This window comes from Pseudomonas sp. NPDC089396 (assembly GCF_044749545.1).
Lineage (GTDB): Bacteria > Pseudomonadota > Gammaproteobacteria > Pseudomonadales > Pseudomonadaceae > Aquipseudomonas.
Map to the genome: position 1 here is coordinate 1 of NZ_JBIVIC010000004.1, position 24,834 is coordinate 24,834.

Annotated in this window: 22 protein-coding genes and 5 pseudogenes; 12 read left to right on the top strand and 15 right to left on the bottom strand. The window is 58.5% G+C overall.

Annotated elements, in window-relative coordinates; all coding sequences use genetic code 11:
* From ACIPZB_RS08240 to ACIPZB_RS08260, 5 genes and pseudogenes are all read left to right on the top strand, one after another.
* A pseudogene (locus ACIPZB_RS08240) lies at positions 1-281 on the top strand (phospholipase); the annotation flags it as partial.
* Positions 281-1,543 carry a sel1 repeat family protein gene (locus ACIPZB_RS08245; RefSeq protein ID WP_400639773.1) on the top strand — a complete coding sequence of 421 codons (1,263 nt, stop codon included), beginning with the start codon at positions 281-283 and terminating at the stop codon, positions 1,541-1,543. The pseudogene ACIPZB_RS08240 and the gene ACIPZB_RS08245, both read left to right, overlap by 1 nt.
* A gap of 8 nt (positions 1,544-1,551) precedes the next feature.
* Entirely contained in the window at positions 1,552-2,535 is a 984-nt protein-coding gene (locus ACIPZB_RS08250; protein ID WP_400639775.1) for a phospholipase, read from the top strand.
* On the top strand, positions 2,535-3,794 hold the full coding sequence (locus ACIPZB_RS08255) for a DUF6396 domain-containing protein (RefSeq protein ID WP_400639777.1): 1,260 nt from the start codon (positions 2,535-2,537) through the stop codon (positions 3,792-3,794). The genes ACIPZB_RS08250 and ACIPZB_RS08255 overlap by 1 nt, the downstream gene beginning before the upstream one ends.
* A gap of 32 nt (positions 3,795-3,826) precedes the next feature.
* Positions 3,827-4,024 (top strand): annotated as a pseudogene (locus ACIPZB_RS08260) (SDR family oxidoreductase); the annotation flags it as partial.
* 181 nt (positions 4,025-4,205) lie between these two features.
* Here the strand turns inward: ACIPZB_RS08260 and ACIPZB_RS08265 are convergent.
* On the bottom strand, positions 4,206-5,204 hold the full coding sequence (locus ACIPZB_RS08265; protein WP_400639778.1) for an AraC family transcriptional regulator: 999 nt from the start codon (positions 5,202-5,204) through the stop codon (positions 4,206-4,208).
* Positions 5,205-5,315: 111 nt separating this feature from the next.
* Between ACIPZB_RS08265 and ACIPZB_RS08270 the strand changes: the two genes are divergently transcribed.
* From ACIPZB_RS08270 to ACIPZB_RS08290, 5 genes are all read left to right on the top strand, one after another.
* A complete protein-coding gene (locus tag ACIPZB_RS08270) occupies positions 5,316-5,711 on the top strand; it encodes a carboxymuconolactone decarboxylase family protein (protein ID WP_008100974.1) in 396 nt (131 codons plus the stop codon).
* A gap of 51 nt (positions 5,712-5,762) precedes the next feature.
* On the top strand, positions 5,763-6,830 hold the full coding sequence (locus tag ACIPZB_RS08275; RefSeq protein WP_400639779.1) for a 3-keto-5-aminohexanoate cleavage protein: 1,068 nt from the start codon (positions 5,763-5,765) through the stop codon (positions 6,828-6,830).
* A 108-nt stretch (positions 6,831-6,938) separates the two neighbouring features.
* Positions 6,939-8,264 carry an MFS transporter gene (locus tag ACIPZB_RS08280; RefSeq protein WP_400639780.1) on the top strand — a complete coding sequence of 442 codons (1,326 nt, stop codon included), beginning with the start codon at positions 6,939-6,941 and terminating at the stop codon, positions 8,262-8,264.
* 11 nt (positions 8,265-8,275) lie between these two features.
* Positions 8,276-9,211 carry a 3-keto-5-aminohexanoate cleavage protein gene (locus ACIPZB_RS08285; RefSeq protein ID WP_400639781.1) on the top strand — a complete coding sequence of 312 codons (936 nt, stop codon included), beginning with the start codon at positions 8,276-8,278 and terminating at the stop codon, positions 9,209-9,211.
* A gap of 31 nt (positions 9,212-9,242) precedes the next feature.
* Entirely contained in the window at positions 9,243-10,262 is a 1,020-nt protein-coding gene (locus ACIPZB_RS08290) for an AraC family transcriptional regulator (protein WP_400639782.1), read from the top strand.
* Positions 10,263-10,298: 36 nt separating this feature from the next.
* Here the strand turns inward: ACIPZB_RS08290 and ACIPZB_RS08295 are convergent, their stop codons facing one another.
* Positions 10,299-11,147: a TauD/TfdA dioxygenase family protein gene (locus tag ACIPZB_RS08295; protein ID WP_400639783.1), complete on the bottom strand. Its 849-nt coding sequence runs from the start codon at positions 11,145-11,147 to the stop codon at positions 10,299-10,301.
* Between the two features lie 14 nt (positions 11,148-11,161).
* A complete protein-coding gene (locus ACIPZB_RS08300; protein ID WP_400639784.1) occupies positions 11,162-12,142 on the bottom strand; it encodes a quinone oxidoreductase family protein in 981 nt (326 codons plus the stop codon).
* Positions 12,143-12,393: 251 nt separating this feature from the next.
* Here ACIPZB_RS08300 and ACIPZB_RS08305 point away from each other — a divergent pair, with 251 nt between their 5' ends.
* Positions 12,394-13,119: a hypothetical protein gene (locus ACIPZB_RS08305; protein ID WP_400639785.1), complete on the top strand. Its 726-nt coding sequence runs from the start codon at positions 12,394-12,396 to the stop codon at positions 13,117-13,119.
* A gap of 179 nt (positions 13,120-13,298) precedes the next feature.
* On the opposite strand, the gene ACIPZB_RS08310 is transcribed toward ACIPZB_RS08305, so the two are convergent.
* From ACIPZB_RS08310 to ACIPZB_RS08360, 11 genes and pseudogenes are all read right to left on the bottom strand, one after another.
* On the bottom strand, positions 13,299-13,997 hold the full coding sequence (locus ACIPZB_RS08310; RefSeq protein WP_400639786.1) for an anti-sigma factor domain-containing protein: 699 nt from the start codon (positions 13,995-13,997) through the stop codon (positions 13,299-13,301).
* Positions 13,994-14,542: a sigma-70 family RNA polymerase sigma factor gene (locus ACIPZB_RS08315; RefSeq protein ID WP_400639787.1), complete on the bottom strand. Its 549-nt coding sequence runs from the start codon at positions 14,540-14,542 to the stop codon at positions 13,994-13,996. The genes ACIPZB_RS08310 and ACIPZB_RS08315 overlap by 4 nt, the downstream gene beginning before the upstream one ends.
* 103 nt (positions 14,543-14,645) lie before the next feature.
* Positions 14,646-15,173: a DUF3455 domain-containing protein gene (locus ACIPZB_RS08320; RefSeq protein WP_400639788.1), complete on the bottom strand. Its 528-nt coding sequence runs from the start codon at positions 15,171-15,173 to the stop codon at positions 14,646-14,648.
* 186 nt (positions 15,174-15,359) lie between these two features.
* Entirely contained in the window at positions 15,360-15,890 is a 531-nt protein-coding gene (locus ACIPZB_RS08325; RefSeq protein WP_400639789.1) for a hypothetical protein, read from the bottom strand.
* 48 nt (positions 15,891-15,938) lie between these two features.
* Positions 15,939-16,751, bottom strand: a complete 813-nt coding sequence (locus ACIPZB_RS08330; protein WP_400639790.1) for a transporter — start codon at positions 16,749-16,751, stop codon at positions 15,939-15,941.
* A gap of 108 nt (positions 16,752-16,859) precedes the next feature.
* The gene (locus tag ACIPZB_RS08335) at positions 16,860-17,465 is read right to left on the bottom strand and encodes a hypothetical protein (RefSeq protein WP_400639791.1); all 606 of its coding nucleotides are present in this window, start codon (positions 17,463-17,465) and stop codon (positions 16,860-16,862) included.
* Positions 17,466-17,673: 208 nt separating this feature from the next.
* Complete coding sequence (locus tag ACIPZB_RS08340) at positions 17,674-18,678, bottom strand: AraC family transcriptional regulator ligand-binding domain-containing protein (RefSeq protein WP_400639792.1); 1,005 nt, start codon at positions 18,676-18,678, stop codon at positions 17,674-17,676.
* 68 nt (positions 18,679-18,746) lie between these two features.
* Positions 18,747-19,415, bottom strand: a complete 669-nt coding sequence (locus tag ACIPZB_RS08345; RefSeq protein ID WP_400639793.1) for a DUF3313 domain-containing protein — start codon at positions 19,413-19,415, stop codon at positions 18,747-18,749.
* Between the two features lie 40 nt (positions 19,416-19,455).
* Positions 19,456-20,772: an OmpP1/FadL family transporter gene (locus ACIPZB_RS08350; RefSeq protein WP_400640127.1), complete on the bottom strand. Its 1,317-nt coding sequence runs from the start codon at positions 20,770-20,772 to the stop codon at positions 19,456-19,458.
* Positions 20,773-20,891: 119 nt separating this feature from the next.
* Entirely contained in the window at positions 20,892-22,742 is a 1,851-nt protein-coding gene (locus ACIPZB_RS08355; RefSeq protein ID WP_400639794.1) for an alkyl/aryl-sulfatase, read from the bottom strand.
* Between the two features lie 429 nt (positions 22,743-23,171).
* Positions 23,172-24,216, bottom strand: a pseudogene (locus ACIPZB_RS08360) (hypothetical protein).
* A 174-nt stretch (positions 24,217-24,390) separates the two neighbouring features.
* On the opposite strand from ACIPZB_RS08360, the pseudogene ACIPZB_RS08365 reads away from it, so the two are divergent.
* A pseudogene (locus tag ACIPZB_RS08365) lies at positions 24,391-24,585 on the top strand (paraquat-inducible protein A); the annotation flags it as partial.
* A 33-nt stretch (positions 24,586-24,618) separates the two neighbouring features.
* Here the strand turns inward: ACIPZB_RS08365 and ACIPZB_RS08370 are convergent.
* Positions 24,619-24,792, bottom strand: a pseudogene (locus tag ACIPZB_RS08370) (transposase); the annotation flags it as partial.
* Positions 24,793-24,834: the final 42 nt, after the last annotated feature.

Here is a 24,834-nt window from a genome sequence, read left to right on the forward strand (position 1 = left end):
TCACCACGCATGGTTCGGCGAACATCAATACGCGAAGTATGCAGGTGGACAGCGAGCTGAATATTGCCCATGAGTGGGCGAGTGAGACGCAGAAGCTGAGGCGGCGGTTGTGGGATCTGCATACAGGTGGGGAGGGGGTGAAAAATAATCCAGAGCAGGCGTTTATTGCGTGGCAAAAAATTATTGATGATAACAGGCGCAAACAAAGAAGCGGATTGGCACCCAGCTGTTCACTTGTTGAGTTTTTCTACGGAGCGGCAGTTTTAAAGGATCTGGACTAATGCGTTTGTGTGGCTTGCTGTTTTTTTTGACTCTGGCGGCTTGTAAAGTCGATGGGGATCTACGACATCAATATGGTAAAAATATGGCTCATTTTGATGATGTAAGTGTAAAGTTGGCGTTCACATGTGCGCATGAGGTTATTCCACAACCCTCCCGCGAAGCTGACGTTCTTTTTCAATATGCACGCTGGTTGCAGAGAAACAATCAGCTGAAGCGAGATCCAGTTGTGAATGTCGAGATCGAGCGTCTATATCGCATTAGCGCTGAGCATAATCATTACAAGGCAAACATTAATTTGCAAAATGGCGCGATGCGTGGACATTTCAAATTGCGCGGCTGGGAGCACTTGCGAATGAGTGGGGAACTCATTGATGCAAAAGTCGCTACGGGCTATTTGTTCGTTGCATACTTTCTCGAGCAAGGATCAGCGGGGCTTCAGCAGGACTCTCAAATGTCACTGCGCTATTACCGGAAAGCTGCTGATGAGGGAAGTGCACAAGCTCAATATTTCGTTGGTGATAAACTTGATTATGTTGATGTCGCTCCAGCAGTTGCTCTTGATATGTATCGCTGTGCAGCTGAACAAGGGCATGGTAAAGCTGCAGTCGCTTTGGCTGTAAGCCTGCAACACAGTGGTGAATTCCGTGAAGCACTTGAAGTTCTTCAAAAGGGAGTCGCAGGTGGTTATGAACATGCTGGTGGCCGGCTAGAAGACGCTTTTCGTGGAGCTGAACCCACACATAAATATGATTACTATGGTCAGAAAGAAGATTTAGAGCGGGCCGAGCGCTACAGTAAAATATGGCGTATCCTAGCCGGGTATTCTTATGCGAACCCAGAAGTTCCAGAGATTAATGAGATTGTCCCGCTTCCCCCTGCCAAGCTGCCGCCATGGGACGGCAAGCTGCAATGGCTGGAAACCCGCCTGGCAAACATCCCGCCAGAAAAACCCAGCGAAGCGCTGATCCACAAGTTGGCCAAGGAAAAAGTGCTCGATCCGGCCACCGGCAAGCCAATGCCAGGCTCACCCGCTTTCAGCAAGGCCAACTTCCCCGTCATGGTTTGTGCCAGCGGCCAACCCTGTCCGCAGAGCGGTTACTGGAAAGTCATGATCAATAGCTGGGAAGATCATATCCAGCATTTCGAAGAAGGCGAAATCATGCCCACTTACTTGATGGTCTGGACGGAGTATCGACCTTGGCCCCTGCGAGACAAGATCATGCAACGCCAAGAACGCGTCGAGTGGGGATTGCTTGGATAAATCCAGGCATGTACGCGAACTTTGCCTCGGCGTGGCGCAAGGAGACCGGGGAAGACTTGTTCATCACTCGACAGGCGAAAGTGGTGGGCAAAGCGCTGAACCTCAAGACGGGCAGCGGCCAGCGGCTGATGTGCCAACTGCTGCGAACCCAGCCGCAGGAGAAGAAATTCGAGATCGAACCGCTGTACCTGCAGGCGGTGAACAACGCCACCCAGTTCATCTACATCGAGAACCAGTACTTCCGTTGGCCGCCGCTGGCCGAGGCGATCAAGCAGGCCGCCCTGGGCCAGACCTGTGGCGGGCGTGATCCAGGTCTGCATGGGGCCTTGCACCTGTTCGTGGTCACCAATGCCACTGACGACGGCATCGGCGCAGGGACGGTGAACACCCAGCGGATGATCGAGGGCCTGGGGCGGGCCGAGACCATCCCGCAGGTGACCAAGCTGCGGCGGATCGAGCAGGTGAAAAAGAATGCGCCACCACGACCCCGGCTCGACGGGCCGAATGACTACATGGGCCGGCGTGCTCAGGAGAAGTGGGAGGCCGAACTGGATGGGCAGATCAAGGAAATCCAAGAGAGCACGATCACGCCGGAGGAAATACCGGGGTTGAAGGTGCACTTGTGCTCGTTAGTGGCGCCGGATTCCCCTGCGGGGCAGCCGTGGACGCCGGTGTATATCCACTCGAAGTTGATGATTGTGAACGATGTGTTCACCACCCATGGCTCGGCGAATATCAATACGCGAAGCATGCAAGTGGACAGTGAGTTGAATATTGCGCACGAGTGGGCGAGTGAAACGCAGAAGTTGAGGCGGCGTTTGTGGAAACTGCATACAGGAGGGGAAGGGGTGCAGGATAATCCTCGTGAGGCATTCGATACATGGAAGGAATTAATTGATGATAATGGTCGCCATCAAAAAGACGGTGTGCCGCCGCAATGTTCACTTGTTGAGCTTTTCTATGGAAAAGCAGTTTTAAAGGGTCTGGATTGATGCGCTTGTGTAGCTTGCTTGCCTGTTTGCTACTTGCGGCCTGCAATTTAGTAGATATCCATAAGTCTCAAAATGGTAAATCAATTAACTTCTTAGATGACATCAATGTGAGACTCGCCTTCAATTGCGCGCATGAGGATATTCCAACTCCTCCAGACGAAGCAGATGTTCTATTTCAATGTGCGCGTTGGTTGCAAAAGAATAACCAACTCAAGCGAGACCCTGTCGTGAATGTGGAGATAGAACGACTCTATCGTATCAGTGCCGAGCATGGCCACCACAAAGCCAACATTAACTTGCAGAATGGCGCGATGCGAGGACACTTCAAGCTGCGCGGTTGGGAATACCTAAGAATGAGTGAGAAACTCATTGATGCGAAGGTCGCTACAGGCTACTTATTCGTTGCGTATTTTCTCGAGCAAGGATCAGCGGGGCTTCAGCAAGACTCAAAAATGGCGTTGCGCTATTATCGCAAGGCTGCTGACGAGGGAAATGCACAAGCTCAGTATTTCGTTGGTGATAAACTAGATCCCGTTGCTATTGCTCCAGAAATCGCCGCTGATATGTATCGCTGTGCGGCTGAGCAAGGGCATGGGAAGGCTGCAGTTGCTTTAGGAATAATTCTGAGAGGGAAAGACCAGTACCCGCAAGCGCTCGAAGTTTTACAGATGGGGGTAGCAGGTGGCTACGAGCATGCTGCCTCGCGATTAGCCAATGCATTCCAAACACAGGCTGTCGAAAGTTCGCGCTATTATGCTCAGGAGGTAGATCCTGAACGTGCAGAACGTTACAAGGCAATCTGGAGTACGCTTGCAGATTATTCCTACGCAGACCCTAAAGTCCCCGAAATCAACGAAATAGTGCCACTCTCACCCGCTCAGTTACCACCGTGGGATGGTAAGCTCCAATGGCTTGAAGCTCGCTTGGCGAATATTCCTCCAGAGAAACCTACCGAAGCGTTGATCCACAAGCTAGCCAAGGGAAAAGTGCTCGATCCGGCCACCGGCAAACCCATGCCAGGCTCACCTGCTTTCAGCAAGGCCAACTTTCCGATCATGGTTTGTCGCAGCGGCGGGCCTTGTCCAGAAAGTGGTTATTGGAAAGTCATGATCAATAGTTGGAAAGATCATATTCAGCATTTCGAAGAAGGTGAAATTATGCCCACTTACTTGATGGTCTGGACGGAGTATCGACCATGGCCCCTGCGAGACAAGATCATGCAACGCCAAGAGCGCGTCGAGTGGGGGTTGCTTGGATAAGATAAAAGGCCCGGCGCTGCGCGGCGTCGACGCGGCCGATCGCTACCGAGATGCTTGAGCGTATTGCCGATGGCGCGGACAAATTGCCGATGGTGGCGGCGACCATTCCGGCGGGGCGTATTGGCAGGCCGGAAGAAGTGGCGGATGCGATCTTGTTCGTGGCGTCGCAGCAGGCGAGCTTCATTACCGGGCAGGTGCTGCATGTGAATGGTGGCAAGACGGCGCTGTAGTTCGGCAGGTCCATTGGCGCTGTCTGTCAGGGCCCTATCGCCGGCAAGCCGGCTCCCACAGGATTGGCGCAGCCTCAAGGGCAGTGCAGAACCTGTGGGAGCAACTGTCTTGCTCAATTTCTAAAAGTTGACACGATTCCTGTGGGAGCCGGCTTGCCGGCGATAGGGCCAGTACAGGCCCTCACCCCACATGCACCTTGCGCCAAGCCCTCGGGCTGCACCCAAACCGCTGGCTGAACCAACGCGAAAACGCACTCAGACACGAAAACCCGAGCAACTCGGCAATCTCGCTGTGCGAATGCCGCGAATCACGCAAATGCCTGACCACCTGCTCCTGACGCACCTGGTCCAGGATCGAGCTGAAACTCTCCCCATGCCGCAACAGCCGCCGGTGCACCGTGCGCCGGTCGACGCCCAGTTGCTCCGCCACCTGTTCCACCGACAAGCGCCCCGTCAGCAGTAGCTGCCACACCAGGCGCCGCACCGTATCCACCACCGTTTCACTGACGGCCCCCCGGGCTTCCAGCTCCCGGCGCACAGACCGCGCGGCAGCCGGGTCGCTACCCGGCAGCGGCGCATCCAGCTCGGCAGAACGGCAGACAATGCCGTCGACCACGCCGTTGAACTGCACACGGGGGCCGAACAGCCGCAGGTGGGTCGAGCGGTCTTGTGGCGCGCGGTGCCGGAAGCACACCGAACGCGGTTGCCACTGTTCACCGAGCAAGGTCTTGAGGGTGCGGTAGGTGACCCCGATCATCAGGTCGACCGACTGGCGGGCGGGCAGTTGCTGGTGGGTGATCTGCTCGCCGCGAATCACCGCGATGCCGTCGCGCTCCTCGATCAGGATCAGGAAGCCCTCATTGTGCAGGTGCAGGTAGCGCTGCAGGGTCTCCAGCGCCATGCGCAGGGTGCTTTCCTGGCGCATCACCTGGGCCAGCGGCCCGAGGTTCGACAGCTGGCGTTGCTCGGCCATGCGCAGGCCGAAGTCTTCCACGCCGGCCTGGCCGGCCGAGTTCTCCAGCAGGTGCCAGACCCCATCGACGCTGATCTTGAAGTCCCTGCGCTCAAGGCACGCCGGGTCAAGTTGCACCGCCCGCAACTGGGCGATCGGGTCCAGCCCGCAGGCGCGGGCGACCTCGGCGTAGTGGGTGAGGCAAGCGCTGACAACCATGTTGGCCATGCGGGGGTCACGTCCCTGAAAGTGTCGGTCTGGATGTCCCGAAAGGTTAAATATCGCCTGGCCTGTTTTAGCAGACTCAAGGGGTGTCGACAAACGCCAAGGAGATGCCTGATGAACGCCTCGCTCACCGAAGACAAGATGTCCGCCACCCCGACCCTCGACCACCTGCGTGCCAGCGGCGGGATGAACCCGGCCTGGGACAGTTTCGTCAACCTCGATCCGCAATGGGCCGAGCAATTCCTGCACACCGCGGCGCTGCCGGTAAAGCGCGGCCTGATCGACCCCAAGACCTACGAGTTCCTCGCCATCGCGGTGAACGCGTCCTGCACGCACATGTACAGCCCCGGTGTGCGCAGGCATACCCGCAATGCCCTGAAGCTTGGCGCGACCCCTGAGGAAATCCTCGCGGTGCTGCAGTCGGTCGCCATGCTCGGGATCCACACCTGCAGCCTCGGAGCACCGATTCTGCTGGAAGAAATGGCCAAGCTTGCTGCTGAAGCCGACTAAACCGTCGGTCTGCACCGACACACCTTTGATAATGACAACAAGGAACACCCCATGAACTTCCTCGATGGCCACCTGTTCACCGAAAACCAGCAGCCGCTGATCATCACCGCGGCGCCCTATGCCCCCTCCTGGGTGCCGTCCGACTTCCCCGAGGACATTCCGGTGACCATGGCCGAGCAGGTACAGAAAGCCGTGGACTGCTACAACGCCGGTGCCACCGTGCTTCACCTGCATGTGCGCGAACTCGATGGCAAGGGCTCCAAGCGCCTGTCCAAGTTCAACGAGCTGATCGCCGGCGTGCGTGAAGCCGTGCCTGAAATGATCATCCAGGTAGGCGGCTCGATCAGTTTCGCCCCCGAAACCGAAGGCGCCGCGGCCAAATGGCTGAGCGACGACACCCGCCACATGCTGGCCGAGCTCGACCCCAAGCCGGATCAGGTCACCGTCACGGTCAACACCTCGCAGATGAACGTGGTCGAGCACTGGGGCTACCAGGACGTGCGCGGTACCTCGATGGAAGACCCGGCGGTCTACGAGGCCTACAAGGAAATGACCGTGCCGGCGCAGCCGGGCTGGGTCGAGGAGCACGTCCGTCGCCTGAGCGCCGCGGGCATCCAGAGCGCCTTCCAGTGCTACAACCTGAACAGCTTCGAGTCGGTCGAGCGCCTGATGCGCCGTGGCATCTACAAAGGCCCGCTGGTGATGAACTGGGTAGCCATCGGCGGTGGCATGGATGTGCCGAACATCTACAGCCTGGCCAACATCGTGCGGGCCGTGCCGGACGGCGCGGTGCTCACCGTGGAAAGCTCGATGCGCAACGTGCTGCCGGTCAACATGATGGGCATCGCCATGGGCCTGCACGTGCGCTGCGGCATCGAGGACAACCTGTGGAACCAGTCCCAGACCGAGAAGATGTCCACGGTCCAGCAGATCGAGCAGCTGGTGCGCATTTCGCGTGAATTCGGCCGCCCGATCGCCACTGCCAAAGAGGCCCGTGAAATCAGCAAGATCGGCGTGTTCTACGACACCGTCGAAGAAAGCCTGCAGGCCAATGGCTTCGCGCCAAACCGCAACGGTGGCCAACAGGGCTTCCTGCACAAGACGGCTGCAGCCGTCTAAACCTCTGCACGCCTGACGTGCACCCCGCAGGGCGGTCGGCCACCGCACGGCCGCCCTGCAGGCTACAAGCTCGATTCACAACAACAATAAAATCGATGAGGTTGCAGCATGGCCGCCTATCACCCGTGCGCTGAAGATGGTACCGACACCTCTGCAGGCATACCCAGGCGCTATGCCTGGATTGTCTTTGCCCTGACCTTTGGCCTGCTGATCTCCGACTACATGTCGCGGCAAGTACTCAATGCCGTGTTCCCGCTGCTCAAGGGCGAATGGGCGCTGTCCGATGGCCAGCTGGGGCTGCTCAGCGGCATCGTGGCGCTGATGGTCGGCCTGTTGACCTTTCCATTGTCGTTGATGGCCGACCGTTTCGGCCGGGTGCGTAGCCTGGTGCTGATGGCCATGCTCTGGAGCCTGGCGACCCTGGGTTGCGCACTGGCCGAGAACTACCAACAGATGCTGGTCGCACGCTTTCTGGTGGGCGTTGGCGAGGCTGCCTACGGCAGCGTCGGCGGGGCCGTGGTGATGTCGGTGTTCCCGCGCCACATGCGCGCTACCTTGCAAGGTTCGTTCATGGCCGGTGGCATGTTCGGCTCGGTGCTCGGCATCGCCCTGGGCGGCGCTATCGCGCAGCAGTTCGGCTGGCGCTGGGCGTTTGCCGTCATCGCGCTGTTGGGCCTGGCGCTGGCGGTGGTGTACCCGGCCATCGTCAAGGAAGCGCTGGTCTCGCCCAAGCGGCTGGCTGTCCTGGCCGACAAGGCCAATTGCGTGGCGCAGCGCCCCCTGCGCACGCTGTATGCCACCCGCTCGGTGCTGTGCGCCTACGTGGGCAGTGGTCTGCAGCTGTTCGTCGGGGGCACGGTGATCGTCTGGATGCCCAGCTACCTCAACCGTTACTACGCCATGAGCACCGACCAGGCCGGCAGTGTGTCGGCGATCATCCTGCTGTGCGGGGCGGTCGGCATCATCCTGTGTGGGATGCTCTGCGATCGCCTGTCGCGCACCCGGGTGGACCGTCAGGTCAGCCTGAGCGTCGCCTACTGCCTGGGCAGTTGCCTGCTGCTGTCGCTGGCGTTCGCCTTGCCACATGGCTTGGCGCAACTGGTGTTGATCTGCCTGGGGATGATGGTCGCGGCAGGCACCAATGGCCCGACCAGCGCCATTGTCGGCAACCTCACCCACGCGTCGGTGCATGGCACCGCGCTGGCCACCCTGACCCTGGCCAACAACCTGCTCGGCCTTGCCAGCGGGCCGCTGATCACCGGCAAGGTGTCCGACCACATCGGGCTGGATGCCGCCATGCAACTGGTGCCGCTGATCAGCCTGGCGTCGGCAGCGGTGCTGCTTTACGCCAAGCGTCATTACAACAACGACATGGTGCATTCGCGCCTTGTGGCAACGGGCTTGCCCCGCGAATCCGGCCAACCCATCAGCTGATTGGAGACCCCATGGCTGCCAAGCAAAACAAAGTCATCGTCACCTGTGCCGTTACAGGTTCGATCCATACCCCCTCGATGTCGCCCTACCTGCCGGTGACCGCCGCAGAGATCGAAGAGGCCGCGGTGAGCGCGGCAGAGGCGGGCGCGGCCATCGTGCACCTGCACGCGCGCGACCCGAATACCGGTCAACCTTCGCAGGACCCGCGCCTGTTCATGGAGTTTCTGCCCCAGGTCAAAGCGCGCTCGGACGTGGTGATCAACCTCACCACCGGTGGCGCGCCGAACATGCTGGTGGAAGAACGCCTGCAGCCGGCGCTGCAGCTCAAGCCTGAGGTGGCGTCGCTGAACATGGGCTCGATCAACTTCGGCCTGTACCCCATGCTCGATCGCTTCAAGGACTTCCAGCACCCTTGGGAGCAGCCGTACCTGGAAGGCTCGCGGGACCGGGTGTTCCGCAACACCTTCAGCGACATCCAGTACATCCTGGAGTCCTGCGCAGACAACGGCACGCGCTTTGAAATCGAATGCTATGACATCGGCCATCTGTACACCGCCGCGCACTTCCTCGACCGCGGCATCGTCAAAGGGCCGCTGCTGATCCAGTCGGTGTTCGGCCTGCTCGGCGGTATCGGCGCGCACCCCGAGGACGTGCTGCACATGAAGCGCACGGCCGACCGCCTGTTCGGCGACGACTACTACTGGTCGGTGCTCGGCGCGGGCAAGCACCAGATGCCGCTGGCCACCCAGGCCGCGACCATGGGCGGCAACGTGCGGGTCGGTCTTGAGGACTCGCTGTGGGACGGGCCGGGCGTGCTGTCGCGCAGCAATGCCGACCAGGTCAAGCGTGTGGTGTCGATCCTCAAGTCGCTGAACCTCGAAGTGGCCAGCCCCGACGAGGCCCGGCAGATGCTCAAGCTCAAAGGGGCCGACCAGGTCGGCTTCTGACACCTGCTCGCCAGCCTGAGGAGGCCATTGCATGACCCTGCTGATCCGGGCTGGCGCCCTGACCCATTACCTGGAAGTCTGCCAGCGGCTCGGGGTGGACCCGGTGCCGTTACTGGCTGACGTCGGCCTGAGCAAAGCCCAGCTGCAGCACGCCGAGCACCGCCTGTGCGGTGAGGCGGCGGTGCGTCTGCTGGAAAACAGCGCGGCCGCCAGCGGCTGCCAGACCTTCGGCCTGAACATGGCCGTAGCGCGGCAGCTGTCGGACCTGGGCGCGGTCAGCCTGTTGCTGTGCCACCAGCGCTCGCTTCGCGATGCGCTGCAGGTGCTGCTGCATTACCGGCACCTGATGAATGAGTCGGTGGCCATCCATCTGGACGAGGAGGGGGGCAAGGCGATCATTCGCCAGGAGGTGCTCACCCGCGCCGCGATGCCCAGCCGCCAGGCCAACGAGTTGGCCATGGGCGTGCTGTTCCGCCTGTGCGCCACCTTGCTCGGCAAGCACTGGCGGCCGTACAGCGTCCATTTCACCCACCCGGCACCGGCCAACCTGCAGCTGCATCGGCGCCTGTTCGGCTGCGAGCTGGTCTTTGGCAGCCACTTCAACGGCATTGTCTGCCCGGATGGCAATCTTGAGCTCGGCGGTGGCCAGGCGGACCCTGCGATGGCGCGCAACGCCCAGCGCTATGTGGTGCCGCTGCAGCAGGACGGCGGGCCGGTGCTGGTCGATGCCGTGCGCAAAGCGATTCGCCAGTGGCTGCCGGCGGGGCGCGCGACCATCGAGCACATCGCCCAGCTGCAGGGCATGAACGTGCGCACCCTGCAGCGTCGGCTGGACGATCAGGGTCATGTGTTCAGTGGGTTGATCGGCGAAGCACGCCGTGATCTGGTCCTGCGCTACCTGGGCAATTCCAACTACCCCTTGCAACGCATCGCCGTGCTGCTGGGCTTCTCGGTGCCAACGTCCTTTACTCGTTGGTTCATCAGCCAGTTCGGCATGCCGCCTGCGTCGTGGCGAAAAAAAAACGGCAGACTGCTGGCACAGCTGCCGTAAAAGACCCGGTGCCAAGGGCACCGGGCGTGCGACCGATCAGTAAGGCTTGTCGCCGATGATGCCGGCGCGGTTCATCTTGCGATGGCAGGGCGGGTAGTCCATGACGGCGTAGTGCTGGGTGCTGCGGTTGTCCCAGATGGCGATGCTGTTGGGCTTCCAGCGCCAGCGCACCTGGTACTCAGGGATCGTCGCCTGGCTTATCAGGTAGCGCAGCAGGTCGGCACCCCCGGGGTTGAAGTCCTGGCCGAAGCGCACCCGCTCGGGCGTGTGGTAGTTGCTGAAGTGGGTGGTGAAGCTGTTGACGAACAGCACCTTCTCACCGGTTTCCGGGTGAATGCGCACCACCGGGTGCTCAGCGTCCGGGTAACGCTCCTTGAGGGCCAGGCGTTTTTCGATCGGCATGGCCGCGCCGAAACTGGCCTCGATACTGTGCCGGGCACGCAGGCCTTCGATCTTGGCTTTGACATCCGCCGGCAGGCGATCGTAGGCCACGACCATGTTCGCCCACACGGTGTCGCCGCCCACGGGCGGGCACTCCAGGCAGCGCAGTACCGCGCCCATCGAAGGGTTTTCGCGCCAGGTGGTATCGGTGTGCCAGGCATTCTCGTAGCGGTCCACCGGCGTTTCCGGCGACTTGTGGATCTGCACAAGGCCCGGGTAGTCCGGGTGGCTGCCGACCACCGGGTGGTCCTCCAGCTCGCCGAAGCGCCGGGCGAACGCCACATGCTCGGCGTGGCTGATGTCCTGATTGCGCAGGAACAGCACGCGGTGCTTGAGCAGTTGCTGACGAACTTCGGCGAACAGCCCATCGTCATGGATGGCGTCGGCGAGGTTCAGGCCGACCAGTTCCGCACCGATGGTGCAGGTCAATTGTTCGACTTGCATGATGTGGCCCACCCTTAGATGCAGAAGATCGATGAGCCGGTGGTCACGCGTGCCTCCAGGTCACGGTGCGCTTGCACGGCATCCTTGAGCTCGTACTGCTGGTTGATTTCGATCTTGATGCGCCCGCTGCCAACATGGTCGAACAGCTCGCCGGCGAGGGCGGCTTTCTCGGCCGGGTCGGCGATGTAGTCGGCCAGGGCAGGGCGGGTCACGAACAGCGAACCCTTCATTGCCAGGATCTGCGGATCGAACGGTTCGATGGTGCCCGAGGCGGTGCCCACGCAGACCATCAGGCCGCGGCGCTTGAGCGAGTCGAGCGAGCTCATGAAGGTGTTGCGGCCAACGCTGTCGAACACCACGTTGACGCCCACGCCGTCGGTCAGCTCGCGCACGCGCTTGGCGACGTCTTCGTGGCTGTAGTTGATGGTGTGCGCGCAGCCATGGGCGCGGGCGAGCTCGGCCTTGGCGTCGGTGGACACGGTGCCGATCACGTTCAGGCCGAGCAGCTTGGCCCATTGCGAGACGATCAGCCCGACACCGCCGGCGGCGGCGTGCAGCAGAATGGTGTCGCCCGCCTTGAAGTCATAGATGCGGCGCAGCAGGTAGGACGACGTCAGCCCGCGCATGGTCATGGCTGCAGCGGTTTCGCAGCTGATGTTTTCGGGCAGCTTGATCAGCGGAGCGGCGGGGATGATGCGCTCGGTGCTGTAGGCGCCCAGGGTATTGATGAAGCCGGTGTAGGTCACACGGTCGCCGACCGCGACGTTGGTCACGCCCTGGCCCAGCGCCACGACCACACCCGCTGCCTCGACGCCGATGCCGTTGGGCATGGGGATCGGGTAGGTGCCGTTGCGGAAATAGGTGTCGGCGTAGTTCAGGCCAACGGCCACATGACGAAGTAGTACTTCTCCCGGGCCAGGTTCACCGACTTCGACGTCTTCGTAGCGAAGGACTTCGGGGGCACCGGTTTCGTAGAAGCGTACGGCTTTGGCCATGAGTGTGTTCTCCAGTCTGCATTGTTGTTGTGAGCGTCAGGACACGCTGGAACAGACTGTAGGCCGCAGGAAAAGGCGGTGCTTCACATCGGGTGACAGGGGGCTGTCTTTTCATGACAGGTGGAGCGCTGACACCCATCAGCGCCCTACACCCATGCTGAATTCGGTCCATTCGGCACTGACGTTGACGCTGGGGCCACGTATGCTCGGAGCGGTCTGTAATAAAAATGACTTCGAGGGAATGAGTCACCATGAAACTGGCAGAGTGGGCAGAGATCCAGGAAATCTACAAACGCAGCCGTCGGCAACCGAACAAGCGATTGTTCAAGTGGGCGAATGCACGCAGGTTGTGGCCGATGTGGGCAGCATTTGCATCGACACTGCTGCTGGTGGCCTTTGCGCTCTGGGCCATGATCCACCCGGCGCTGTTACCGTATGCCTACATGGCGCTGCTGCCCTGGGGGCTCGCGCTCTACTTCACCCGCCTGAAGGGGCTGCGGACGATGCATGCGCAGGCGTTCGACGACCATGTGATCGATCGGCAGTCGTTCCATCACCGGGAAAGCACCCTGTGTTACGCCTTTTTCCTGGAGCGCCTGCGCAAGCAAGGCTACACGGCTGCAAAGGCCCGTGAACTGTCAGCGTATTCCGACCTTGTCGGCAAGCCTGCAAGGCCACCGTTGTCGCAGAACCTGGGTTTCGCGTCGCTCGTCGCCTTCATGATTGCCATCAGCACAGAGCTGATCAAGAGCGCAGAAGTGTTCACAAGCCAAGGGTTGGCAGTCGTGATAATTGGCGTTGTCGCCTTGTTCATCTATTGGCTGGTGCTGGATGGCATTTACAGCGGGGCCTACCAGAAGGCTTGGATAAAACGCTATCTGGACATGGCTGCCTGGGACCTGGAGCATTCGCCGGAGTGTGACGACGATGTAGCACAGCCCTGTGGGAGCGGGCTTGTCCCGCGAACATGGGCGTAGCCCGTGCCAGGCTTCTTCAGTGTCTGGGGCTGGTGATACTCTTGTGGGAGCCGGCTTGCCGGCGATGAGGCTGGCACCGGCAAAAGCGCTTTGAATCAGTGTCCGTTTTGGGTCGAAAGCTGACCGTCGTGGATGAGCTCCATCGGCCCATAGCGGTCAGTGGTTGTAGACCTTTTGGGTCAAATCACTTTTACCGCGCGGCCAATGAACTTCACCGGCCCCGTCGGCAGCCCGGTAGGCGAACCGCCGGATTTCTCCAATGTCAGCTCGAACAACTGGTTGGCCTCTAGCGGTGGCAGGCTCTGTAGCGGAACACGATAGGGCTCTCCGGGCTTGACCAGGCCCAGTGAAACCGGTGCGCGCCACTGTTCGCCCTTGGTCCAGAACTGAAGGGCCATGCCTTCAGGGACAACATCCTGGCCAAGCGGGATCAGCTCGATCATGCGGCTGTCGCTGGTCTGCACCACCCAGCCGGCGGTCTGGCTGCTCGGCGCCACCAATACCACCACGAATTGAGTGGTGGGCGGGGGCGCAGTAAGCAATGTAAACGCCAGGACCGCGCTTGCTGCCAGCCCCGCAGCACTCAGCCCTTGCCATAGACCTAGGCGTCGCCACCATTTGACTCGCTGTTGGGCGGCGGGTGCGGCCAATTCATTCAGGCTGCGCTGGATACGGCCCCACAGGCGGACGCTCGGTGGCTGCGGCGCAGCCAGCGCGGTCAGCTCCAGCAAACGTGTCTCCCAGGTATCCACGGCGGCGCGCAAAGCCGGATCGCTGCCTAGTCGCTCGGTCACTGTGGCGTGTTGCTGTGGCGACAGGGTTCCTAGCACAAACTCGCCGGCTAGGCTGTCCAATTCCTCGGCAGTATCCGGCTTCATTCCAGGCACTCCCGCAATGCCTTTAGGCTGCGCTTGATCCAGGCTTTGACGGTGCCCAATGGCGCCCCCAGCAGCCCGGCGATTTCGGCGTGGCTGCAGCCGTCCACATAGGCGTGCAGGATGCAACGCTGCGGTGCAGGCTGCAGTTTTTCGAGGCAACGGTAGATCTTCGCCGACCCTGACCAGAGGTCAATGTCATCGAATCCCCCGTGCAATGTGGGCGTCGTATCCATTTCGGCTTCGTCCAGCACGGTTTCACGGCGCGAATCGCGGATCGAATTCAGTGCCAGGTGGCGGGTGATGCTGTAGATCCAGCCGCGCGCCGAGCCGCGTGCCGGGTCGAAGCTGGCGGCGCGGGTCCAGATGCGGATAAACGCATCGTGGACGATGTCTTCTGCGCTGGCGTTGTCACGCGCGATACGCCGGGCAACGCCCAGCAGGCGCGCACCTTCGTGGTCGTAAAGCGCCTGCAGGGCGTGCCGGTCTCCCTGAGAGCAGGCCTCCAGGCAGTGGTGGTAGTCGAACGGGGCGACAGGCGAGTTCAACGTGTGCAGCTTCCTTGTGTCATGCAAGGTACCCCGGCGATCCAGCCGGGGGCTTGCCAACGAGCGTAGATGAACGATTGCAAGGTGTCTGCTCAAGTGCGCATTACTTGTCTGTCCAGAACACATAATCGGCCTGGTACTGGACGACCTGCCTGGTACCTTTGTTCTGCGCCGTGCAGTCGCTTGCCGGCGCCACGCCGCCGCGTGTGGCCAGGCGCTGGATGTAGCTGACTCCCTGCATGGCGCCTTTACCTTCGGCCGGGTTGGCCTTGACCAGTTGATAGGGTATCGCGCCCTTATCTGCAGGTGCCACCGCCAGCTGGGTGCCGGTGACTTTCGATCCGTCCTTGGCCTGCCAGGTGGCGGGTGGGCCGTAGTAGTCGCCCACTTGTTTGCCGGCACGGTCATTGAGCACGGCCTTGGGGCCGACGAAGGTCCATTCGGTTTGGCCGGGGGTGTTGGCCTTGTCGCGGCACTCGTAAGTAATCTCGCCGACACCGACGGTCTCAAGCATGACGCGATGGCCATCGGGAACCTTGACCGCATCTGGCAGTGCGGATTGGGCGTGAGCGGGTTGCAGCGCCAGGGCGAGGCTGCAGGCGAGCAGGCAGGCGGAGGGTTTGAGGCTCATGGGTAGTGCTCCTTACAGGTCATTTGGCTGGGCAGCCACAGGCCGCCCATAAGCAATACCCGCAAACGGGTGTACTGGATGCACTGAATGGGGAAAAAATTGGTTTCGCCCATCACGACCGGCAGCTAACGACCCAGCGAGGACTTTCAAGCATGGTCCGAAAATCCCTCTTGCACCCTGCGGTCCTCAGGCACCTTCCGCAGATTTAGCAGGTTTTGGCGGCAATGGACCAATAAACATCACTTTCAGTCGATCACGACCAATGACGCGTGCCAGTTCCGCGATGACGCAGTACATGAAAATCAGGGTCACGAGCAGGATCTGTATGGCCCAGAAGCGCGGCCAATTCATCGAGGACCACAGCAGGGAATTCGCGTCCATGAAGCTCGGAGCCTCCTTCCAGTAGTCGTAAAGCCGCTCCAGGTAATGCACCACCAGCGCGACGAGGGCATACATGAGGGTCTTCCAACTGACATTCCATATCAGCGGCTTGTCAGGGAAACGGTTGATGAAGGGCAACATGTCTGCCACCAGAACAGACTTTCCAAGCACCAGGGATGCAATCAGCACGGATGCCGAAACGGGAAGGTCCACCCCTGACCCCTTGATCATGAGGGCGCGGATAAGGGCCACGATGTGCAGAATGATGAAGAAGAATAGGGTCGGGGGAAGCGCCTTCATGAATTCATGTTTGATCTTCAGCAGCACGTTGCTCATTGTCGCTCCTCCAGAAAGTGAGACGCTTCAGGTGACTGCGGATATCAGTCAATGGGGAAACAGTAACGTCACTGCGGCGCGGAACCCCCAGCCTTGAGGCCCATCTCCAGATCTATCCAGCCAATACCTCGGGCCTGCCTGGATTGTCAGGGGGTGGCCATTGATTTTCAGCAGTTGGGTGACGGTCAGGTTGATGGGTACGGACCACTCGCGTGCTTGCCAATCATAGGTTGATTCGGAGTTGATGCCGTACGTGGTGTGGGTCTCGGTGGTATAGGACAGAAAAGGTTGCAGGAAGGTCTGGTTGACCTTTTCCTTCTCATCCGGCGGGCTACCATCAAGGCCCCAGATGTGGTTGGCGAGTATGCCGCGGGTCCAGCCATTTGATTGCTTGAGCGCCACTGCGGTAGGGCCCAGGCCCCATTGCTCGTTACCAAGCAATTCATCACTGCCGGTTGGAATCAACAAAGCCGGGCCCGCCCCAAGAATCCAACCACTGTCGGTGGGTTTGCTGGGGGAGAAGAAAAAGCTTTGCGTGATATCCCCGGCACCCGATTTCTCCGCCGCGCCATTGGGGGCCAAGCCATGCTGGTCGATAAGCGGGAGGATGGTACGTGAAATGAGGTTCCAGTCCTCGTTCAACTTGAACGGCAGTACTGGCTGGATGTTGGTCACGCTGTGCATGCCCTCGCCGGTGGGCCCCATCTTCTGATCCCAGTTGTACTGCACGGGCAGGCTGTACATGGCCGCTACAGGGTTGAGCGCTGCCTTGGCCAATTCCGCCGAGTCTTCGGCATGGGCACCACTGGCCTGTACGACAACCATCACGACGAACAAGCACGTGAGATGAATTCGTTGCATGTACTCTCTCTCTGCTGGCGGGTACTGAGTGCAATCACGACTGGAAGCTATCGCCCCCTATCAGCTATACGCAAACCACAAAAAGCGGCTGGAGGCAGTCTGGTACAGTCATTTCGTCACTCCGCGCTCACCAACATATTCAACTATCAAGTCTAGGGTTCCCCGACCGCCTCTTCTTAAACAAGCAACTAGAGATAGCCATGGAATGTCGGTGAGTCGGACTTGATCGTGCGGTAGGGCTCGCACCTCACCAGCAGTCCCACCTGCGGGTCCGCCGTCCGGTAAATAAATAAGTACCCATGCTCCGCGCGACTCAAGGACCAGTCCTAGACGAAAACCTTCGCCTTCGGAAATCATGCCTACTTTGGCCCCTTCGATGTTCTCCAATCCTGCAAATCGTGACGCGGCGTCTTTAATTAGTTGATAGCCAGGAAGATTTCCGAGCAAACGATCCTCTAGAGTGTGCAGCGTATTTTCCGCAGCTTTGGTTTTAGCGAGTAACCCGGCAAAAAAGCAAATGGCCCCTAGAGCAACGACAGCTGCCAGCGTAATGGCCGTGCCGCCGAGAAATGTGTAACTAGACAAAAATGGAGCAATTTTCTCAATTGGCGCTCTCAAGAGATGAATGGCTTTCTCGATGAGTATGAAAAGCACCACGAGTGGAAAAATGAATAGCAATCCGCCTGCGATAGTTGTTTTCACAAAACGAAACATGGTGTTTCCTCCGTCAGCAGGCCGCCAGCAGTAGCCCGCCTATTTCCTACAGGTATTAACCTGTTTAGCTCAAGCTCACGAAGTTGGCCACTTGCATAAATCACACCACGGACCTAGTCTAGGGATGAAGCTCCCGATTGCTCCAATCTTGCGCGGCCTAGATTAGGCCGCTTTTTTTACCCTATAGCAACCACTGGCAGTATTTCCTCTAAATCTCCCTGATCGTAGAGTCACCGTATTGCCTCCGGTGCTCAAGAGGCGTCATTTCAAACCACCTCAAGTGGGCACGGCAGAAAGACGTGGTGCGCCGATATCCCAATTCGCCGGATATCTGTCCTACCGTGAGGCTGGTTTTGCGTAACATTTGCTCAGCCTGCCTCCGGCGGATACGGTCTAAACACTCCTCAAAGTCAAAAGCTGCTTGAGACATCCGGCGCTGCAGAGTGCGTGGATGAAGATCAAGCGCTAAGGCGACTTGCTCTAATGTGCATCGCTGCTGAGGCAGTAGAATGATAATCTGTCTTCCGACTTCCACGCTAATATCATCAGACGGAATTTCTTGCGTTTCAAGGCAATATCGGACCATGGCATGCATATTAGCATCATGCTTAACGCATGTTTGGCTTAACGTGTCTGCAGGAATGGCTAAATAATTTTGATCTTGAGAAAATAAGACTGCGCAACTGAAGTAATTATCATAGTTTGAAGTACTGCCTGGAGCTGTATGCGAGAAGGCTAGAACCTGCGGTTTCAGGGGGGGGGCTCTGAGATCTCCGATGAGTAGTGCTATTGTGGCAACCCATAACTCAATGCTTTGAGGTTTGATTGAGGATTCTGTTTGAGCAGTCTCGAAATATATTACTGCTTGCCCGGGGCGGTGCTCCAATCGCAAGCGAATATCATATTCACAATGGCGCATATACCGGATGAGCGATACCAAAGCGTGGCCGACGGTAGGCGCAGACATCGCTAAGTGGTGAAGAGCTCCCGAAAGTAAATGATCATATAGTATTGCTAAGTTTTGGTTGGTTCTAGGAAGCGCCAATGCCTGAACGTGTCTTTTGAAAATATTGACGAAATTTCGTTGACACCTTTCGCCGGCCAGCATGGTAAGTCTAGGTGCATCAGGCATTGCAATTTCACTTTCCGACTGAAATCGGTCTATTGTTTTCTTGCGCATCCTAAAAAAATCAGTATCGCGAAGGCTATCCATGAGTTCGCGCCCCTCGTTAATGAATCAATTTGAAATGCCCCGCTCAAGTGTTAACGGGGCAGCTCTGATTATTTCTTGAGTTGCTGTAGAACGCCGGCCATGTCTTTGGCCCAGCCATCCAATACCGCCTTGGCATCCTTGGCTTGCATCACTTGTGATGAGTTGTCCAATTCAGCGCCGGCCCCCTTGCGCACGACTTCAGCCACTACTTGATTGCTATTACCATCAATGAACGCTGCTTCAGTCGCGATGCTGGTGTCCTGGTCACGAATGCCGGTGGCGGTGCTGATGCCGGCTGCAACCAGAGCAATTGGGATGACCTCATAGGGACGCAAGCTTTTGGTCTTGGCACTGACAGCAGTGATCGCGGGACGCACCACTAGCACGTTTGGCCCTGGGCTGGTCGCCAATGGCAACACTTGTGAAAAATGGTTCTTCAGGGTCTGGTCGTAGTATTGGGTAATTCCTTGCAGCGTCGATTGCGGAATTTTCTCTGTCGGCTGAGGTTTCGGATAGAGCTGGCTTGGCTCCAGATAGATACTCGAGTACTGCTTGGCGTCAACACCCGGCTTGATCCATCGCATCACCGGTGCTCCTGAGGGAGACTTATCCTCCTTCAGCACACTGTAATCCTTGAGAAAGCCAGAGTACTGATCAGCTTCGACATACTTGCTGGCGCAGCCATGCAGCATGAGCGTGGTCAGGCACAGCGTTGCAGCCATTACCTTGGTTTTCATGCAGTGTCTCCTTCCTTATGAGTAGCGATGAAACGCGTGTTCAGAAGCGCCAGGTGGCGCCCCCGCCAATGATGTGCAGTGCGCTGTTGTCGTAGCTGCCGGACAAGGTTGTACCGGAACGTGACTTTGTCTGTTCGATGTCCATATCGCCCAACCAAACTAGGGTGTAAGCCATGTGCAGATCCAGTCCAGCATCCACGGCATAATTGACCCCAGCAGCGAAGCGCCAGGCTTCACCCATGGGGTTATCGACGGTGCGATCTTCATCATCCACAGCGGAGCTGTCGTAACCCAGGCCCATGCTCCAGCGCCACTGCGGGGTAGCCTGATACATTGCACCTAGCGAGGCATGCCAAGTGTCTTTGTATTGGCGATCGACAGTACGGTTCGTGCCGTCTCCGTTAGCATCGACATCTACGCCAACATCTCCAAAATCGCTCCAGTCTTGCCAACCGAGGCTGCCCAGCAGCGTCCACTGATCGTCAAGTTCATGGGCCAAACTGAACGTGACGGTTTGCGGCACGTTGAGGTCGAGCTCCAGCGAATCCACATCAAGACGGCGCAATCCGGCATTTATCAACGGATTACTGATCTCGCTCAGGTGGGGTTTATCCTCGAATTCCAGTTTGACTTTGCTGGTGTAGGCAAGGCCCAGCCGGGTACTGGGATCGACTTGATAAAGTACACCCAGGTTCACACCGACACCCACATCGGTGTCCTTGTATTCCAACTGACCATCTGGGCGGTCGGCCAGTCCTAACAAATTATTGTTGATCGCCATCTCGGTGCGGTAATAGCCGACCATGATCCGCGGGCCGATGCCGATCGACAGATCATCTGTAAACTTGTAGGCCCACGTGGGTTGCAACGAAACACCGATGATCGCAGCCTCTTGCGTAAAGTAGCGACCGGCCCAGTCATCGTCATAGTCCAGTGCCAGGCCAAAGTTACCGTACATACCGAAGCCGATGGCCGAGCGTTCATCGATCTGGTGGCTGACGAACAGGCTGGCCCCAGGGAGGTACTCAAGAGAGTTTCCGCCCTCGTTGCCATCGAATTGGTTGCTGCTATTACGAGAGAAACTCAGGTCGCCAAGAATAACCTGGGCATTGGCACTGAGCTGCGTGCCCTTGAGTTGCGTAATGCCTGCGGGGTTGCTCATCAGTACGCTGGGATCTTTGGCCAGCGCAGCGGACCCTGCATTTGCCAGCCCATTGCCTTCCTGGCCAGCCTCATAGATGAGAATTCCGCCCGCCCAACTGGCGTTGGCATGGATGGCCGTGGCGAGGGCAATTGCCGGCACATAGCATGCGCGCAATCGCGCACCACGCGCTGAGCTGGCTCGTTTGTTTTTCATCATGGCTCACTCCAATTCCAAAGAGTCGCGAGGGCTGGCTAGAGCCTCACTTACCGAACGAGGCAAGGCTTCGAGTTACGTCGAAAGCCTTGCCTACGTCCGCTAACGCCGGTGAGCCATCAAGGTGTGACGATCGGGAACCAGAAGTCGAAGGTGTCCATGTAGCTCATCAGCTCTTCGAGCTTGCCCTCGTTGCCGTTGATCTTCACGTCGCCTTTGCTGACCGCGTCCTTGAGCGTGGTCTGCTTGAGCATGATGTTGTTCAAGGTGTCACGGGTCAGGGTGATGGTCGCGTCGGCGTCCTTGGCTTGCATGCCTTCGGTGTGGTTGAGTACACCGTTGACCATCTCCAGCGTGTACTTCTGTTTCAGGTCAGTGAAGTCCAGGTTGAGGGTGATGTGCTTGTCGCCCACCTCAGGCCCTTTCAGGCGCATGGCCAGGAAGTCGAAGAACAGGTCCAGGTCCATCGCCTTGACGGTGTCGGGGCTGGCGGTGTCTGGCGTTGGCAGTTTCTGCACGCCATTGCGCAGTTCCTGGGCACCGGTCAGGTAGAAGTTGCGCCATGGGCCGCTCTCGGCCTGGTAGCCCAATTGCTCCAACGTGTCGGCCTGCAGGTTCTTCGCCGCCTGGTTGTTCGGATCGGCGAAGACCACGTGGTTGACCACCTCCGCCACCCAGCGGTAGTCACCCTTGTCGTAGTACTCCTTGGCCTTTTTCAGTACAGCGTCGGCGCCACCCATCATGTCGACGTAGCGCTTGGCCTGCTCATCCGGCGGCAGCTCCCACAAGGTGGCAGGGTTGCCGATGAACCAGCCCAGGTGCAGTACGTAGGTGGCCTTGACGTTGTGGTTGAGCGAGCCGTAGTAGCCACGGTTGGAGAAACGGTTGGCGATCGACGGCGGCAGTTTCACCTGCTCGGCGATCTCGGTCATGGTGTAGCCCTTGTTGGCCAGGCGCAGGGTTTCGTCGTTGATGTAGCGGTACATGTCACGCTGCGACGACAGCTGATCCTTCACTTCCTTGTTGCCCCAGACCGGCCAGTGGTGCATGGCGTACATCACCTGGACGTCGTCACCCCACATTTTCAGCGCTTCGTTGAGGTACTTGGACCACGGCAGCGGCTCGCGGATTTTCGCACCACGCAGCGAGTAGGTGTTGTGCAGGGTGTGGGTGGAGTCTTCGGCCGTGTTCAGGGCCTTTTTCTCCTTGATGTAGTAGAGCATCTCGGCCGGCGCCTCACTGCCCGGCGCATAGAGGAACTCGTAGGTCAGGCCGTCGATCACGTGCTTCTCGCCGGTCTTCTCGATGATGTCGGTCGGCGGGATCAGGGTCACGGTGCCGGCCGAGGTGGTGGTCCCCAGGCCCGCACCGAGCTGGCCTTTATCATTCGGCGGCAGCAGGTTGCCGTACATGTAGCTTGCACGCCGGCTCATGGCGGTACCGGCCATCACGTTCTCGGCCACGGCGTGTTCGAGGAAGCCCTTGGGCGCGTAGACCTTGACCTTGCCAGCCTTGACGTCCTCTTCGTTGATCACGCCGCGCACGCCACCGTAGTGGTCGACATGGCTGTGGGTATAGATCACGGCGACTACGGGCTTTTTCGGCCGGTGCTTGTAATACAGATCGAGCGCTGCTTTGGCCGTTTCGCTGGAAATCAGCGGGTCGAAGATGGTGATACCTTCTTTACCCTCGACGATGGTCATGTTGGACAGGTCGTAGTTGCGCACCTGGTAGATGCCATCGGTCACTTCGAACAAACCGGAAATATTGATCAGCTGCGACTGGCGCCACAGGCTGGGGTTGGTGCTGGCCGGGGCCGCTTCATCTTCCTTGATGAACCCGTACTTATTCGGGTCCCAGATCATGTTGCCGTTAGGGCCTTTGATCGGCTCCGAGGGTAACGGTGCGATAAAGCCTTTGTGGGCCAGTTCGAAAGAAGTCTTGTCGTTGAAAGGAAGCTCTTTGAGCAATGCGTCATTGGCCGCCTTGGTGGCATCTGTTGCCGGTTTTGGCGATTCGGCTGCCCACGCCTGTGTGGTGAACGCGATAGCACTCGCGAGGAGGAATGACGAACCCAGTTTCCAGAGAGAGGAAGGGTTTACAGTTGCTTTTTCGTATGTGCTCGGTCTTTTCGCAATCAACATCAGAAACTCCTTTTAAACGAATGCGCTGTGCCGGATAGGTAACTGCCAGCGAACGATTTTTACAGCGATAACAAGTAGTCACGTCCCAATGACTAAACGAGTGAGTACTCTCTTTTCATGCCATGGCTAATCATGAATGAGACGCGAATCTACTCAATTGAATTTAAACATTAGACGACAAGCTCTGCGTTTCAAGTGTTAACTCTAAAAAAGGATTGAACCTTTGAGCTAAATCGGTTGTTTGGCATTTTGCCATCACGAAAGCGCTATAATGATCGGCCCGCAGACAGCTAGAAGCACATTGGACACGGCGTAACAGACCGTAAACCCCACCACAGGTGTATTGCTTCCAGATTGCTCGATGATTTTGTTCATCGAAGCGGCTTCGGTCTGAGCTCCCGCCAAGGCTCCGAGCAAGATCATGGGATGAAGGCCCAGAACGTCGCGTCCAAAGTAGAGCGTCACCAAGGGAGGGATCAGTGTGACCAATGCACCTGCCACTACTAGCGCGAGCCCCTGCTCCAGGATGGCCGCTAGCGCCGCAGGTCCGGCTAGTAGTCCTACCACTGCGCCAAATGCAGTCAGCCCGAATTCGGAGAATGCCCACTGCGCAGCCGGTGGTAGGGCACCTAGTTCCGGGTGTCGCGAGTTGTACCAACCGATCAATAGACCTGTCAGCAGGATTCCGCCGCCAATCCCCAGCTCGACTGGGATCATTCCGATGTGAGTCGAGAGCAAACCGAGCAGCGAGCCAAACACCACGGCCAAGGCGTGAATGGCAATATCAGTGCGGTCGCTCGGTTTACGCTCACGCCCTAATTGAGCCGCTAATGCATCAACGCTTGTTGCACGTCCCGTCAGGCTGATCACATCGCCTCGACGCAGCACTGTTTCGGGCAGGAGCGGTAACGGCAGACCTTGGCGAGTGATATCCGTCAAGAAGCACCCCATGCGCTCGGAGCCGACAAGCGCCTTCTTCACCTGATGAATGGTGCGGCCGGCCAATTGACGGTTGGTGAGCACGACGTCTCAACGTGCCGCGGTTCAGACTGCCGAAGAATTCCGGTCCGCTCTTAAAACCGACCGCGTAGATGAACAAGGCGAAGAACACTGCCTTCAGTTCATGGGGTACTTGCACACCGACTTGACCAATCAGCAACCCCATTAACAGGGCACCAGCGACGGAGCCCAAGTGAAACGTCCCAATCTTCACGCGCCCCAACATGACCCCAGAAGCAATCGCCAAAAATAAAGCAATTTCCGGGTTGGCACGCAATGCGCCAACGGCGAGTTCCATCATCCCCTCCTGAATCCAGAATCTATTACCGAATTGATCAGTACTGAGTATTCGAAAAATCCAGATGCGATAAGAGGTGTCATGAAATGTGCATCGGCTTGCTTCGAAGCGTATGCTTTATTGACGTCGATTGCCTGCTAAATGCCCCGTTTTGAGGCGCTGACGACTGACCCAAACATGACTCAGGTACACGAACTCATTATTTGCGAGTACTGCGATGCGGTATATCACCGCATTCCCTTGCAACGTCATCAGAGCGCCGAGTGCACCCGCTGCGGCGGCCTCCTTTATCGTCACACCAGCTTAAGTGTGGAACAGCGCTTGGCGCTGAGCGTGGCCGGTGGGGCGCTGCTGATTTTCGCCAATGCTTACAAACGCCGGCGCAGAACAGCATCGCAAGCCTAGTTCATCGTCTTGCTGACGCTGGTCTTGGGGTTTGCTGTAGAGCTTGATCCAGGCGTAGAGGCTGTGAACGGACATGCCCAGGCGCTGGGCAACATCAGCGACAGGCTTGCCTTTCTCGGTCACTTGCTTGACCGCTTCGATTTTGAATTCTTCGGGGTAACGCTGACGACTCATGGCACCTCCTATTTGGGCCTCATTATGAGGCTTGGAGGTGTC

Bases quoted from the DNA above. Each gene is read 5' to 3' on its own strand.
- ACIPZB_RS08245 (WP_400639773.1), top strand. From the start codon at position 281: ATGCGTTTGTGTGGCTTGCTGTTTTTTTTGACTCTGGCGGCTTGTAAA.
- ACIPZB_RS08250 (WP_400639775.1), top strand. From the start codon at position 1,552: ATGTACGCGAACTTTGCCTCGGCGTGGCGCAAGGAGACCGGGGAAGAC.
- ACIPZB_RS08255 (WP_400639777.1), top strand. From the start codon at position 2,535: ATGCGCTTGTGTAGCTTGCTTGCCTGTTTGCTACTTGCGGCCTGCAAT.
- ACIPZB_RS08265 (WP_400639778.1), bottom strand. From the start codon at position 5,204: ATGGCCAACATGGTTGTCAGCGCTTGCCTCACCCACTACGCCGAGGTC.
- ACIPZB_RS08270 (WP_008100974.1), top strand. From the start codon at position 5,316: ATGAACGCCTCGCTCACCGAAGACAAGATGTCCGCCACCCCGACCCTC.
- ACIPZB_RS08275 (WP_400639779.1), top strand. From the start codon at position 5,763: ATGAACTTCCTCGATGGCCACCTGTTCACCGAAAACCAGCAGCCGCTG.
- ACIPZB_RS08280 (WP_400639780.1), top strand. From the start codon at position 6,939: ATGGCCGCCTATCACCCGTGCGCTGAAGATGGTACCGACACCTCTGCA.
- ACIPZB_RS08285 (WP_400639781.1), top strand. From the start codon at position 8,276: ATGGCTGCCAAGCAAAACAAAGTCATCGTCACCTGTGCCGTTACAGGT.
- ACIPZB_RS08290 (WP_400639782.1), top strand. From the start codon at position 9,243: ATGACCCTGCTGATCCGGGCTGGCGCCCTGACCCATTACCTGGAAGTC.
- ACIPZB_RS08295 (WP_400639783.1), bottom strand. From the start codon at position 11,147: ATGCAAGTCGAACAATTGACCTGCACCATCGGTGCGGAACTGGTCGGC.
- ACIPZB_RS08300 (WP_400639784.1), bottom strand. From the start codon at position 12,142: ATGGCCAAAGCCGTACGCTTCTACGAAACCGGTGCCCCCGAAGTCCTT.
- ACIPZB_RS08305 (WP_400639785.1), top strand. From the start codon at position 12,394: ATGAAACTGGCAGAGTGGGCAGAGATCCAGGAAATCTACAAACGCAGC.
- ACIPZB_RS08310 (WP_400639786.1), bottom strand. From the start codon at position 13,997: ATGAAGCCGGATACTGCCGAGGAATTGGACAGCCTAGCCGGCGAGTTT.
- ACIPZB_RS08320 (WP_400639788.1), bottom strand. From the start codon at position 15,173: ATGAGCCTCAAACCCTCCGCCTGCCTGCTCGCCTGCAGCCTCGCCCTG.
- ACIPZB_RS08325 (WP_400639789.1), bottom strand. From the start codon at position 15,890: ATGAGCAACGTGCTGCTGAAGATCAAACATGAATTCATGAAGGCGCTT.
- ACIPZB_RS08330 (WP_400639790.1), bottom strand. From the start codon at position 16,751: ATGCAACGAATTCATCTCACGTGCTTGTTCGTCGTGATGGTTGTCGTA.
- ACIPZB_RS08335 (WP_400639791.1), bottom strand. From the start codon at position 17,465: ATGTTTCGTTTTGTGAAAACAACTATCGCAGGCGGATTGCTATTCATT.
- ACIPZB_RS08340 (WP_400639792.1), bottom strand. From the start codon at position 18,678: ATGGATAGCCTTCGCGATACTGATTTTTTTAGGATGCGCAAGAAAACA.
- ACIPZB_RS08345 (WP_400639793.1), bottom strand. From the start codon at position 19,415: ATGAAAACCAAGGTAATGGCTGCAACGCTGTGCCTGACCACGCTCATG.
- ACIPZB_RS08350 (WP_400640127.1), bottom strand. From the start codon at position 20,772: ATGAAAAACAAACGAGCCAGCTCAGCGCGTGGTGCGCGATTGCGCGCA.